The following is a 13,513-nucleotide window of genomic DNA, read 5'->3' as shown; positions in this document are numbered from 1 at the left end:
ATCACATAAATGAAATAATAGTGAAAGTTAAATTGCTTTTAACGTTTGTAATAACCGCATGCCTGGTTGTTACCTGCAAGCACGAAATTCCACTAACCGGTAAAAACGATAATGGAAATGGTAGTGGAAGTTCTTCGGGTAATAGTAATCCGTGCAGTGCAGATACTGTTTATTTTTCAAATACCATTCTTCCTTTACTTACATCAGGTTGTGCGATAGCCGGTTGCCACGATCAAACTTCGCATAGGGAGGGGGTGATATTAAACAACTATACCGGTATTATGCAAATAGTGAAAGCCGGCAATGCCTCCCAAAGCAAGTTATACCAGGTAATTACTACAACCAACCAGGGCGATATTATGCCGCCGCCCCCACATGCGCCATTTTCGGCTTCGTCAATTGCTGCCATTCAAAAATGGATAAACCAGGGCGCCAAAAACAATGGATGTACCGGTAATTGCGATACTACGGTATTTACTTATGCTGCTGCTGTAGTACCATTAATAAATACTTTCTGTAATGGCTGCCACAACCCGGCTTCTTTGGGCGGAAATATTGATCTCAGCACATATAACGGCGTAAAAACAGTTGCCTTAAACGGCAGGCTTGTGGGTAGCATAAAGCATGCAACCGGATATGTGGCTATGCCGCAGGGCGGCAATAAACTACAGGACTGCCAGATACGCCAGATTGAAAAATGGGTACAGGCAGGTGCAGCAAATAATTGATTATTTCTAAAAATACACGATGAAAAACCATGAACAGAAAAAACACCAATGAAGCTAAATCCCCGAAACTCTTGTTCTTCTTTATTGTATTGATACTGTTTGCAGGCGGGTGTTATTACGATAAAGAAGAACTTCTGTACCCGGGCAGCGCGGTAGACTGCACAACAGTAAATGCTACGTTTGGAAATGTGAATTCCATCATAACGTCGAAATGTACTACATCGGGTTGTCATAATGCAGGTACTGCAGCAGGCGCAGTTGTACTTGAAACTTATGACCAGATCAAAGCAAAGGCCGACAGAATTAAACAACGGTGCATCGTGGAAAAAACAATGCCGCCGGGTGGATCGCTTACAGCTCATGAAATAGCCATTTTACAATGCTGGATAAATTCAGGCATGCCCAATAATTGATTTGCCATATGAAATATGCAAAGAAAATAATCGCTGGTTTGCTGTTACTGATAATGGCAGCTGTTGGCTATGGCTGGTATTTGTATAACAAACAACCGCCTGATGTGAGAATGCAATCTGCCGATACTGAAATTTCAGCAATCCGCCTTATAAACGCTTTTAAAGAAAATGAAACGAATGCCAACAGGCAATACGTCGATAAAGTATTGATCGTTTCAGGAAAAATAAATGACATACAGGTTGATTCAGCCGGTATAGCTACTGTTTTTTTGGATGCAGGCGATCCTTTATCATCTGTAACCTGCAGTTTTTATAATAATGAAGCCCTTGTGGTTAAAAAACTAACCGCCGGAACAACGGTACGCATAAAAGGAATCTGTACAGGTATGTTAACCGATGTTATTTTTAATAAGTGCAGTATAGTAAAATAATATTAGCCTAAAATTTAATTACATGAAATCTTATGTTTTGCTGGCTTTAGGCCTGCTTGTAGCTGGTATTGCCTTCCCCCAGAAAAGGTACTTCACAAAAACCGGTCATATTGCATTTAATGCAGGAACGTCGCTTGAAGATATTGATGGTGCAAACGCTGCAACAACCAGCGTATTTGACGCCGGTACCGGTCAGATCGAATTTGCAGTGCTTGTTAAAGGATTTGAGTTCAAAAGGGCTTTAATGCAGGAGCACTTTAATGAAAATTATATGGAAAGCGATAAATACCCCAAAGCGGTTTTTAAAGGAAAGATTACCAACATCGATAAAGTGAATTTTCAAAAAGATGGCGTGTATCCTGTAACTGTAAAGGGACCGCTTGAAATGCATGGCGTAAAAAAAGATATAGAAACCACCGGCACCTTAAAGGTAACCGGTGAAACCGTGGTATCCAATGCCGAATTCACTGTTTTGCTGGCAGATTATAATATCGCCATACCGTCCCTGGTAAAAGATAAAATATCCAAAACAGTAACCATAAAAGTAAACTGCAATTATAATGTACTTAAATAATTAACCTTTTGTACATGCAAAAATTTTTGATTAGCCTGTTGCTTACGATTTTAAGTTTCAGCCTGCAGGCGCAGGATTTATTATCGCTGGTAGAAAAAAATGAGAAAAAGAAAGAACATGTTTCCAATGCATTCAAATCGAGCCGGGTTATAAACGGGCATTCGATGGAGTTGATCGCAAAAGGTGTACTGGATGTACGCATCCTGCATCGCTTTGGCGAAATCAGTTCCGGCGCCAATAACCTTTTTGGTCTTGATCAGGCCAATATGCGTTTTGGATTCGATTACGGCCTGCTGAATAGTTTAACAATCGGTTTTGGCCGCAGCAACGTGGGTAAGGAATGGGATGGGTTTATAAAATTCCGGCCTGTATGGCAATCAACCGGCCCTGGTTCTTTTCCGTTCAGCATTGTACTGGTAACCGGTGCAACGATAAGCACATTGCCCTGGAGCGATACCAGCCGGAAAAATTATTTTAGCAGCCGGATGGCGTTTTATAATGAGATCATTATTGGCCGAAAATTCAGTGAACGGTTCAGCCTGCAGGTGGCGCCTGTTTTTGTTCATCGCAATCTCGTAGCACAGACTGCCGATGAAAATGATGTGTACGCGGTAGGAGTGGGCGCCCGTTTTAAATTGTCGAAACGGGTAGCGTTCGTTGCCGATTATCATTACATAGTGAAAGGATTGAATAAAGACGTATATAAAGATCCTTTATCGGTAGGATTTGATATTGAAACAGGCGGCCATGTATTTCAATTACATTTTTCAAATGCTACCGGTATGAATGAAAAGGCTTTTATAACCAACACTACCGGTAACTGGGCAAAAGCTGAAGTACGTTTTGGTTTTAATTTGTCGAGGGTGTTTACAGTCAGTCATTCCCAATAATAAAAATAATAACGGGTTATTGTTCAACCATCCGGTTAAAGGCCTGCGATTAGCCTCCCGCTCAATCGTAAGGCCTTTTATGCATTGTTGCACCTTCGTTTGTTTGATTACTATCATTTATACCTATGACCAGCTTCATTCCTGAATAATTAAAACAAACAGAACTTTATAAATATCCTGCCCGTTATAATAAAGTTAACATCATATAAAATCTATAATATGGAACCGCTGGTAATGAAGTTTGCAAACATCAACATAAACGACGTGGCAAAGGTGGGTGGTAAAAATGCATCACTTGGAGAAATGTACAATCAGCTGGCCGACCAGAAAGTGGCTGTTCCGGGTGGTTTTGCCACTACTTCAGATGCCTTCTGGTTTTTTATTGATGAGAATAATCTGCGTGATCGCCTTAAAGATTTGATGGCGCAACTTGACACAAAAGAATATACTAACCTGAGCCGTATTGGCGGGCAGGCAAGGGAGATGATATTAAAAGCAACTTTGCCGCAGGAACTGGCCAATGCGATCAAACAGGAATATAAACACCTGTGCGGCGATACGTATTTTGAAGTGGCTGTTCGAAGCAGTGCCACTGCCGAAGATTTGCCACAGGCCAGTTTTGCGGGTCAGCACGAATCGTACCTGAACATACTGGGAGAAGAAAGGTTATTAAACGCCGTTCAAAAATGTTTTGCTTCCCTGTATACCAACCGGGCCATTAAGTACAGGGAAGACAATCATTTTGAACATGAAAAAGTGGCTTTGTCGGTAGGCATACAAAAAATGGTACGGTCAGATAAAGGCTGCGCCGGAGTAGGTTTTACGCTGGAACCCGAATCGGGTTTCAGGGATATTATTCATTTAAGCGGTGTTTGGGGACTGGGAGAAAATATTGTGCAGGGTACAGTAACGCCCGATGAGTTCTTTGTATTTAAGCCGGTTTTGAAAAAAGGGAAGAAAGCGATCATTCAAAAAAAGCTGGGAGAAAAAACAAAGACCATGATTTATGAAACCGATCAGCATGCAGTGTCGTCTACCGTTAATATTGAAACGCCTGCTACGAAACGGGAACAATATGTTTTAAGTGATGAAGAGGTTATACGCCTTGCGCAATGGGCATTGATCATTGAAGAGCATTATAAAAAACCAATGGATATTGAATGGGCGAAAGACGGCATTACCAATGAGCTGTTTATTGTTCAGGCACGACCCGAAACGGTGCATACCCAAAAAAATCCATACCTGATAAATGAGTACCGGTTACAAAAAAAAGGTGAGTTGCTCGTGCAGGGTCAGGCTATTGGTTCAAAAATAGCTACCGGTGTTGCCCGGGTATTGCAATCGACCAGTGAAGCCGACAGGTTACAACCGGGCGAAATAGTAGTAACAGAAATTACCAGCCCCGATTGGGACCCGATACTAAAAAAGGCAGCCGCCATTGTTACAGATAAAGGTGGCCGCACCAGTCATGCTTCAATTGTTGCACGTGAGCTGGGGGTACCGGCTGTGGTGGGCACAGGCGATGGCACCCGTAACATTCACGACGGTGATGTAATAACCGTTTCGTGTTGTGAAGGGAAAACAGGTTTTATATATAAAGGAAACATACCTTATAAAGAAGTGGTGCATGATTTCAGTAATATCAGTATGCCCGCTCATACAAAACCAATGCTCATAGCAGGTGATCCTGATAATGCATTCCGCTTATCCTTTTATCCCAATGAAGGCATTGGCTTAATGCGTATTGAATTTATTATTACGCACTTTGTTCAGGTGCATCCAATGGCGTTGATAAAATTTAATGAATTAAAAGATGCGGCGGCAAAAGAAAAGATAGAGACACTTACGCATCACTACCCCGATAAAGAACAGTATTTTGTTGATAAACTGTCGCAGGGCATTGCCACCATAGCAGCAGCTTTTTATCCCAAAGAGGTTATTGTGCGCATGAGCGATTTTAAAACCAATGAATACGCCAATCTTGTTGGAGGTGCTATGTTCGAACCCAAAGAAGAAAATCCTATGCTGGGGTTCAGGGGCGCATCAAGGTATTATAACGACCGGTATAGAGAAGGGTTCAGGCTTGAATGCGAGGCTATAAAAACAGTGCGCGCCGTAATGGGGCTTACCAATGTAAAAGTAATGATACCCTTCTGTCGTACAATAGAAGAAGGACAAAAAGTGATTGAGGTAATGAAGGCAAACGGGCTCGACAGGGAGATTGATACTTCCCTCGAAATTTATGTAATGGCAGAAATTCCGAGCAACGTATTGCTGGCTGAAAAGTTTGCACAACTGTTCGACGGATTTTCTATCGGGTCTAACGATCTTACACAGCTTACATTGGGCATCGATCGTGATTCGGCCATTGTAAGCAACCTGTTCAGCGAACAAAATGAAGCCGCCCGGCAAATGATAGCAATGGTGATTCAAAAAGCTAAAGCAAGCGGTACTAAGATCGGTTTATGCGGCCAAGCGCCCAGTGATTTTCCTGAGTTTGCACAATTTCTGGTACAACAGGGAATTGATAGTATTTCATTCAATCCCGATGCCTTGTTGAAAGGGATTGAGAATATAAAAAAGGCAGAAGAACAGCAGGGCGTGTTTGACAAGATGCGTTAAGCAGGTGTTTTCATGGGCTGGGGTGCGCACGGGTACTTGTTTTTGGGTTATTTAAAAATGGTATACCGAATTTAACGGAAGTGCTCATTTTTTTCTATGTACCTCCATCATAGGTGCAGATGAGAATGGTCAGTTAAAGGACCGAATCGTTGCCATGGCGGCGCATTATGATCTGTTTGTGAGGTTTAAACGGGTGCGTTTTAAAAAATTCGAACCATACTACGCTTATAAAAGCTATACCGGCGCATAACATAAATCCGGAAAAGGGAATGGGAGCCAGACCAAAAATTTTACGTATCGGAGAAACGAAATGCAGCATCGATAAAAATAAAACGGAGATAAATAATATCCAGGGTACGAGGTTGTTTTTGTAATAAATGGTTTTTATAAAGTTATCCCTGAACGACCGGTTCGCGAATGTTAAAAAAACATTACTGATAATTAGCGTGGTAAATACCATTGTTCGGGTTTCATTCAATGGGGCTCCGTTGTTCATTGAGAAATAATATAACCAAAGCACCCCCACAGTTATCATTATCCCCTGCACAATACTGATCAGTAATTCATCCTGCTCAAATAAGCCTGTACTTCGGCGGCGTGGCGGCAGCTCCATGATATTTTCTTCAACCGGTTCACGTTCAAAAAAAACAGAACAGGTGGGGCCCATGATCAGTTCAAGAAAAATAATATGAACAGGTGAAAAAATGTTGGGATATTTCCAGCCAAACAACAGAGGTAACGATGCTGTAAGAATAATGGGTATATGAATGGAAATGATATACCGGATCGCTTTTTTCAGGTTATTGAAAATTTTTCTTCCCTGCTTTATAGATTCCACCACCTTTTCAAGATTATCATCTGTTATTATCAAATCGGCAGCCTGTTTAGCCATTTCCGTTCCCTTTTTTCCGAGGGCAATGCCAATATCCGAGGCTTTTAATGCAGGCGCGTCGTTCACTCCATCGCCCGTCATGGCAACTATATTACCGTTCGCTTTTAAAGCATTGATAACTCTTAATTTGGCCTCGGGAAACATTCTTGCAAATACACTAACAGTTTCAACCGTTTTCTTTAATTCATCTTCCTTCATACGCAATACCTCATCGCCGGTTACATATTTCAGATTACCCTTTATACCCACCTGCCGGCAAATATTCAGCGCTGTTTCGGCATAATCGCCTGTAAGCATTTTAACCTCAATACGGGCATCGTAAAAATGTTTCAGAATCAGAGGAATATTTTGTTTGGGAGGATCGTATAAGCACAACAGGCCTTCGAATTTCCAGTTAAATGCATCCTGGGAACCCGGAAATTCTTTTTCCCTGTGAATGGCGCTGGCCACCCCAATCACACGGTAACCTTTTTTTGCCTGGTCTATTGCATAACCGGTAATCTTTTGTGTATCATCACTGCCGAGCCTGCAAATTTTCAATATTCTTTCTGTAGCGCCTTTTGCAGCTGCCAGATAAGCATTGCCGTATTCATAAATATGGGTCATCATGGGCGGCCTGCCTTCCAACGGGTATTCATATATCTTCTTTGATAAATCAAAACGGGTATCCTGCGCATAATGCTGATATGCTTCATGTATGGCTTTTTCCATGGCATCAAAAGGGTTCACTTCGCTGGCCAGCATGGCATATCCTAAGATGCCTGAGTTGCTGAGTTTGCCGGATACATCGATCAATTCATCTTTTTCATAATCATAAATGGTTTTTATCGTCATTTTATTTTCCGTAATGGTGCCTGTTTTATCAAGGCATATTACGTTCACCGATCCGAGGTTTTCAATGATCTGAGGCTGGCGTGAAATAATGCCCCGCCGGCTCATTTGCCAGGCCCCCAAAGCTATAAAGGAAGAAAATGCCACCGGTATTTCTTCGGGCACGGCGGCCATGGCCAATGTAAGCGCAAACAACAGGCTTTGCACAGGTAAGCCTGTTTTCAGGTAATTGATAATCAGAATTACGAAAAATGCACTTAAGCCAAAAAATGCCAGTTGTGTTACAAACCTGTTTACCTGTTGTTGTAAAAGGGTTTTAGGAATTGTAACAGCGCTTACGGTTTTACCCAGTTTGCCTAATGTGGTATTATTACCGGTAGCTGTTACAACTGCATAACATTGCCCGCTGTTAATGGTAGTACCCTGGTATATGATATTGTTTCCGGCGGTTTCATGCTTTTCTACCGAAAAAGATTCACCGGTGATAACCGATTCATTCACCGAAAAATCGTTTTCCTGTAAAATAGTGGCATCTGCAGGAACCTTATTGCCTTCTTCAAGTGATATAATGTCGCCCGGAACAAGTTCTTCCGAACGGATATTTATTTGAACCCCGTTCCTTATGACTGTAACTTCCGGTTCGGTAAATTGTTTTAAAGCCTGTAATGCTTTGGTGCTGCGTACATCCTGATACAGTGAAATGGCCGCTACAAAACAAATGGCCACCAGCATCATGAACCCTTCGGTTGCCTGACCGAGAATAAAATAAAGTACACAGGCAATGATCAGCAGTATGAACATCGGTTCGCGCACTATATCGAGCAAAATGTGGTATAGCTGTCGCGGTTTTTCGATGTGAAAGATATTTTTTCCATATTGTTGCTGAAGCAACGGTATAGCATCGTCGGGCAACCCCTTTAATTCGCCTATGTTTATAACTTTTCCTGACATAACATGTATAATTTCTTTTTTTCCAAACCTATACTATCGCAAAGTTCCCGACATGACTATTTCCGGCATGCAACTTCCTAAACTTTTTATACTGTTTTCAATGACGGTAGTCACATATGTTGCTGATAAATCTCATGAATCGATTGGCTGGTATAAAGTTCTCAATTATACAATTCCTGTTGTTCTCTGGCATGAAGATATGATTGGGTCATATTCTCTCCTGGCAGTCTATATAAAACAAAAAGCCGGGTTATTACAACCCGGCCCAAAATTGATAACAAAAAAGCCTTTCAGGCTCTATCCAAATACTTCCTCTTTTACTTCCTGCGCTAAAAACCTGTTGGCCAGGTTGTGCAATGAGGTAATATAAAACGCTTGCGCTTCTTCGAACCTGCTTTGTTCAATTAAGTCTGCCAGTTTTAAAAAATCATTATTGTATATATCCTGCCAGATGCTTTCCTGATCTGCACGGTGTTCTATTTCGGCTGCTATGCTGCCACTCAGGAAATAATACAATTCGAACAATGCCTGGCCGTTTTGTTGTTGTAACAACCAGTTATCTCTGAATGATCTTAATACATTCAGCTTAGGTTCGGCATTGGTTAAAAATCTTTCCGAAGCAACGGTATAAATGCATCCGTCAACGCCGTCGCCGCCGTCGCCTGTGCAGGGAGGTGAACACTGTCCGTACTCCATAAATACGTTCAGGCTTTTTTGGCTGGCGTCAACCACTTCCAAAACGCTTTGAAATTGCCGGCAGCGTGTGGGCATTTCGGTGTTAAATCCAAAATGAAATACCAGACCGTTACAATTTTCAACTTCCAGTAATTTCTCAATTTTTTTAATACCCCAGAAATAACCTCTTGGTAACCTCGTTAAAGCCATTTCACTTTCGGTGCTTTTAAAATTGGTTACATGATTTGCCAGCAACGTCAATAATTTTTCGAGATCGATTCTTTCGCCATCGTTATTTAAAAAACCGTTCTCAGAAACAATGTTGATCATAGCCGATTCTCCGTTGCCTGCATTACGGGTGGGAACCAGCGTAAGTTTGCGTGATGCACCATTGGCGGCATTATCTAATCCATAACTAAACAAAATACCTGATACATTAGAGAGTCCGCGAAGGCTGTTTAATATAACCTCCCTGCTTAAAAATACGGATGGCGCCTGATCGGGATACTTTTTTGAATAAGCGGCTTTCAGATCCTGACATTCCTGAGCGCTAATAGGCGCCCCGATCAATGAAGCGGGTTTCTTTTTAAAATCCGGCATGATGTTAAAGGTTTTTGATTGTGAGGAATAATAAGGTATAAACTGCAGTAAAGTACCTATTATAAATCTCTCTCATTTCCGTAATATGAACAAATCAATTTGATATCCGTGCTATTTTGCCAATAAGTGTGTTGTTTTGACCGATAAATGTGTAAATCAGGAGAAGATCGGCCACTCAGATACTATTAAAGAAAACAAAAAAAGGACAAAATGAACCATAGCGTTCATCTGTCCTTTTATTCGTCTGATTCAATAACTCCCTGATCAATCTACCCTGCCGTGTACTTAAAATTGTGAATAATAATCTCTACCTCTTTACCATCTGAAGGCACTAATCCGTCGAACAACCAAAGGTTCATGTGAACCGGCATACTTAAAGTGCTGATGCTCCAGGCAGGGGAGCTACAGGTGGCAGTAGCGAACTGGTTGGTATTATCATTAACATGGCCGTGCATGCTTCTGAACACGACCGAACTGCTGCTGCGGGTGAAACGATGCGTAGTATACGAGCCGTTAAGTGTAAAGTTTTTGGTATAGTTCCAGTCGTTGGAACCAGTTGTGGCGGGCCATACAGTGTAATTGAGGTTAGGCCAGGCGCTGTTACCCCAGCGGGCAAACTCAATATCCATTTCATCAAATCCGTCGTTGCCTGAATAATTAAATAAACCAAGCACAATGTTTTTGTCGAGTGAATCAATACGGCCTTCTACCTGCCATTGATAAGTACCGTATCCGAAATTTTGCGTACTGTATATTTCAGCGCAATTCCATTTGCCGGTGCTGGTGTTCTTTGAAATTTTTAAATGCAACCAGCCGTTGCTATCTACCCAGGCATTACTGCCGCTGAAAATATTGGGGCCCGGGCCTTCGGTTGAACTGCCGGTATTGCGAATGGTCCAGGTATAACCACTGAATTGAACGGTGGCTGCTTTTGCATTTGCAGTTTGAGTAATACTTTCTGAGGGCGTTTCACTTAGAGATGAATTGTTCTTTTTGCACGAAGCGGCTATCAGAACAATCATCAATGGATACATGATTTTTTTCATTGATAAAGTTTAAGTTGTAAATAGATATCGAATTAAGTAGCACCTCAAATAACGGCATAAATGATGCCATGGTCATTCATTGGGTATAACTAAATAACTATTTCGGTTGTTGATCGTAGTTGCTAAACTGTTCAGCGTAATAAAGCTTGTGCCGTTTATGTATTTTTCCCAACACCCGCTAAAAATGTTATATTCGAATTAAATGTACAGGGATGGAAATGGGTCGATGAAACCTATGGTGAACTTTGGGGTTAGGGAATATCATCTTATAACAGGTATGGAGCAATTGACGGAACCGGTTGCAGTCTGAAAATTTTTTAGCATATTATTCACTTCCTGGTCGTTCTTACTTCTGACTTCCGGATTCTGACTTCAGTTTTCCTTCCTACCTTCGCATTGCATGAAACATCTGAAAGCGCTTAATCAATATTTCTGGAAGTACCGGTACAGGTTGTTTTTGGGCCTTTTGTTCATCGTGGTGTCGAACTATTTTGCGGTATTGGCCCCGCAGGTTACAGGCTATGTGTTCGACGTAGTGCAGCGGGCCTTCGGCATCGAACAAAAAAAAGCCCCGGTTCAGTACGACTGGCTGGTTATCTGGTTTATTCGTTTTGCCGAGCAATATAAATCCATTTCTGTAATCGCTATATGTGGCATTACCATTCTGGTGCTGGCTTTAATACGTGGTATTTTTATGTTCCTGATGCGGCAAACCATTATCGTAATGAGCCGCCATATTGAGTACGATCAAAAAAATGCCATCTTTAAGCACTATCTCACGCTCGATACAAATTTTTATAAAACCCACAGCACGGGCGACCTCATGAACCGCATGGCCGAAGATGTGAGCCGGGTACGCATGTTCACAGGACCTGCCATAATGTACCTGATCAACCTGGTATCGCTGATTTCGCTGTCGGTATATTATATGGTAAAAAAAGATCCGCTGCTCACCCTGTATGTACTGGCGCCTTTGCCCATATTGGCGGTAACTATATATGTAGTAAATACGATCATCAATAAAAAAAGCGAACGCATTCAGGCCCTGTTATCCGATTTAACCACCAATGCCCAGGAATCTTATTCGGGCATCAGGGTAATTAAATCGTTTGTACAGGAAAGGGCCATGTTCGGTTTTTTTGATAAAAACAGCGAAGAATACAAGGAAAACGCGATCGGACTGGCAAAAACCGAAGCGCTGTATTTTCCCTCCATGACCCTGCTGATCGGGTTAAGCACCCTGCTGACCATTATGATAGGAGGTATTTATGCCATTTACGGCCGCCATGGTATTCAATTGAGCACCATCGCCGAGTTTGTGATGTATATAAACATGCTCACTTTTCCCGTTGGCGCCATCGGGTGGACGGCCAGCATGATTCAACGGGCGGCCGCTTCGCAAAAGCGTATCAATGAATTTTTACATACAGAACCGGTCATTGTAAATCCGCCGGAGGCTGTTACACCTGCCCTGCAGGGAAACATCGTTTTCGATAATGTTGATTTTGTGTACCCCAATACTGGTATACAGGCAATTACAGGCTTTAACCTGCATATTAAAAAAGGACAAAAAATTGCCATCATCGGCCATACAGGAAGCGGCAAAACCACCATTGCCCAGTTATTATTACGTATGTACGATCCTTCAAAGGGAAAAATTACCATCGACGGCGCCGACCTGCGTTCAATGGACCTTCAGGAACTACGCCGGCAGATTAGTTATGTACCACAGGATGTGTTTTTGTTCAGCGATACCATTACTAATAATATATTGTTTAGTCCGGGTATTGCCAACAAAGAAGCAACCACCACCGCCGCCCGGTTTGCCAGTGTTGAAAAAGAGATCGATAGCTTTCACGACAAATACGAAACCATGGTAGGGGAGCGGGGTGTTACCCTGAGTGGCGGACAAAAACAGCGTATTTCCATAGCCCGGGCATTGGCAAAAGATCCGCAGATAGTGGTTTTCGACGACTGCCTCAGCGCCGTGGATGCCCGTACCGAAAAGGAAATATTAGGGAACCTGGGTTTATACCTTCAACATAAAACTGCCATTATTATTACCCACCGGATTTTTACATTATTTGATTTTGATACCATTGTGGTGCTGGATGAAGGTAAAATTGTAGAGGTCGGAACACATGACGATTTATTGTCAACTAATGGTTATTATGCGTATTTATACGAACAACAGCAGCAACAAGAGCGGGAAGAAACAAAAAACAGCAAATAAAGTTGGACAAATGAGGGAAATTACTTCGTAAAATGCTAATCAAATTTTGTTGATTCTAAAACAATATTATATTTGTAACTGCTTTTTTTTGTGAAAACTTGATAATTGTTAACTGCAAAACTTATATGACTGTGGCGTACGAAAACAACGACAAACGTATGGAAAGCGTTTATAGCAAACGCATCAGGGCCGGGAAAAGAAGAACATACTTCTTCGATGTGAGGGCAACCCGTGGAAATGACTACTACATTACCATTACGGAAAGCCGCAAAAAATTCAACGAAAACGGGTACGACAGGCACAAAATCTTCCTTTATAAAGAAGATTTCAACAAATTCTTAAAAGCATTGACTGAAGCAGTAGACTACGTGAAGACTGAATTGATGCCCAATTTTGATTTTGACGCCTACAACCACGATCAGGTAGCAGAAACAGAAGTTGAGGACGTTGCCGGAGAAGCAGAGACTCCCGCCTTACAGATCAACAGCACCGCCTCTGGAAACGGAGCAGGTTCTGTAGCTGATGCCGGTGATGAAGTTGACAAGTGGTAATTAGTTGTGATTTGCATTCAATTTATTCTAATATAAAGCTCCCCATGCGGAGCTTTTTTTATGCCCATAAGACGCA

General features: G+C 41.9%; 11 protein-coding genes. 8 read left to right on the top strand and 3 right to left on the bottom strand.

Translation table 11 applies throughout. The annotated features are described in order from the left end of the window. Positions 1 to 20 precede the first annotated feature (20 nt). From AC59IL_RS04570 to ppsA, 6 genes are all read left to right on the top strand, one after another. Positions 21 to 728: a c-type cytochrome domain-containing protein gene (locus AC59IL_RS04570; protein WP_496550904.1), complete on the top strand. Its 708-nt coding sequence runs from the start codon at positions 21 to 23 to the stop codon at positions 726 to 728. A 29-nt stretch (positions 729 to 757) separates the two neighbouring features. Next, entirely contained in the window at positions 758 to 1,141 is a 384-nt protein-coding gene (locus tag AC59IL_RS04565) for a hypothetical protein (RefSeq protein ID WP_496550903.1), read from the top strand. Positions 1,142 to 1,149: 8 nt separating this feature from the next. Further along, the gene (locus AC59IL_RS04560) at positions 1,150 to 1,572 is read left to right on the top strand and encodes an OB-fold protein (RefSeq protein ID WP_496550902.1); all 423 of its coding nucleotides are present in this window, start codon (positions 1,150 to 1,152) and stop codon (positions 1,570 to 1,572) included. Between the two features lie 22 nt (positions 1,573 to 1,594). Beyond that, complete coding sequence (locus AC59IL_RS04555) at positions 1,595 to 2,146, top strand: YceI family protein (protein WP_496550901.1); 552 nt, start codon at positions 1,595 to 1,597, stop codon at positions 2,144 to 2,146. Positions 2,147 to 2,160: 14 nt separating this feature from the next. Then, positions 2,161 to 3,036 carry a DUF5777 family beta-barrel protein gene (locus AC59IL_RS04550; RefSeq protein ID WP_496550900.1) on the top strand — a complete coding sequence of 292 codons (876 nt, stop codon included), beginning with the start codon at positions 2,161 to 2,163 and terminating at the stop codon, positions 3,034 to 3,036. 219 nt (positions 3,037 to 3,255) lie between these two features. Further along, positions 3,256 to 5,658 carry a phosphoenolpyruvate synthase gene (ppsA, locus tag AC59IL_RS04545; protein ID WP_496550899.1) on the top strand — a complete coding sequence of 801 codons (2,403 nt, stop codon included), beginning with the start codon at positions 3,256 to 3,258 and terminating at the stop codon, positions 5,656 to 5,658. 133 nt (positions 5,659 to 5,791) lie between these two features. On the opposite strand, the gene AC59IL_RS04540 is transcribed toward ppsA, so the two are convergent. The 3 genes from AC59IL_RS04540 to AC59IL_RS04530 all read right to left on the bottom strand — a co-directional run bounded on the left by AC59IL_RS04540 (position 5,792) and on the right by AC59IL_RS04530 (position 10,653). Further along, positions 5,792 to 8,332, bottom strand: coding sequence for a cation-translocating P-type ATPase (locus AC59IL_RS04540; protein ID WP_496550898.1), 2,541 nt, complete (start codon positions 8,330 to 8,332; stop codon positions 5,792 to 5,794). 297 nt (positions 8,333 to 8,629) lie between these two features. Beyond that, the gene (locus AC59IL_RS04535) at positions 8,630 to 9,607 is read right to left on the bottom strand and encodes a CFI-box-CTERM domain-containing protein (RefSeq protein ID WP_496550897.1); all 978 of its coding nucleotides are present in this window, start codon (positions 9,605 to 9,607) and stop codon (positions 8,630 to 8,632) included. Between the two features lie 269 nt (positions 9,608 to 9,876). After that, a complete protein-coding gene (locus AC59IL_RS04530; RefSeq protein WP_496550896.1) occupies positions 9,877 to 10,653 on the bottom strand; it encodes a glycoside hydrolase family 16 protein in 777 nt (258 codons plus the stop codon). A gap of 400 nt (positions 10,654 to 11,053) precedes the next feature. Between AC59IL_RS04530 and AC59IL_RS04525 the strand changes: the two genes are divergently transcribed. Continuing rightward, complete coding sequence (locus AC59IL_RS04525; protein WP_496550895.1) at positions 11,054 to 12,886, top strand: ABC transporter ATP-binding protein; 1,833 nt, start codon at positions 11,054 to 11,056, stop codon at positions 12,884 to 12,886. A 125-nt stretch (positions 12,887 to 13,011) separates the two neighbouring features. Further along, positions 13,012 to 13,437, top strand: a complete 426-nt coding sequence (locus AC59IL_RS04520) for a DUF3276 family protein (RefSeq protein ID WP_496550894.1) — start codon at positions 13,012 to 13,014, stop codon at positions 13,435 to 13,437. The last annotated feature ends 76 nt before the right edge of the window (positions 13,438 to 13,513 follow it).

This window comes from Niastella sp. sgz303648 (genome assembly GCF_059587045.1).
The sequence above is the reverse complement of the archived record's forward strand: the minus strand, read 5'-3'. Positions and strand labels throughout refer to the sequence as shown.

What these genes read in the sequence shown, in the direction of transcription:
- AC59IL_RS04565 (WP_496550903.1), top strand. Translation starts at nt 758, where the DNA reads ATGAACAGAAAAAACACCAATGAAGCTAAATCCCCGAAACTCTTGTTC.
- AC59IL_RS04560 (WP_496550902.1), top strand. Translation starts at nt 1,150, where the DNA reads ATGAAATATGCAAAGAAAATAATCGCTGGTTTGCTGTTACTGATAATG.
- AC59IL_RS04555 (WP_496550901.1), top strand. Translation starts at nt 1,595, where the DNA reads ATGAAATCTTATGTTTTGCTGGCTTTAGGCCTGCTTGTAGCTGGTATT.
- AC59IL_RS04550 (WP_496550900.1), top strand. Translation starts at nt 2,161, where the DNA reads ATGCAAAAATTTTTGATTAGCCTGTTGCTTACGATTTTAAGTTTCAGC.
- ppsA (WP_496550899.1), top strand. Translation starts at nt 3,256, where the DNA reads ATGGAACCGCTGGTAATGAAGTTTGCAAACATCAACATAAACGACGTG.
- AC59IL_RS04540 (WP_496550898.1), bottom strand. Translation starts at nt 8,332, where the DNA reads ATGTCAGGAAAAGTTATAAACATAGGCGAATTAAAGGGGTTGCCCGAC.
- AC59IL_RS04535 (WP_496550897.1), bottom strand. Translation starts at nt 9,607, where the DNA reads ATGCCGGATTTTAAAAAGAAACCCGCTTCATTGATCGGGGCGCCTATT.
- AC59IL_RS04530 (WP_496550896.1), bottom strand. Translation starts at nt 10,653, where the DNA reads ATGAAAAAAATCATGTATCCATTGATGATTGTTCTGATAGCCGCTTCG.
- AC59IL_RS04525 (WP_496550895.1), top strand. Translation starts at nt 11,054, where the DNA reads ATGAAACATCTGAAAGCGCTTAATCAATATTTCTGGAAGTACCGGTAC.
- AC59IL_RS04520 (WP_496550894.1), top strand. Translation starts at nt 13,012, where the DNA reads ATGACTGTGGCGTACGAAAACAACGACAAACGTATGGAAAGCGTTTAT.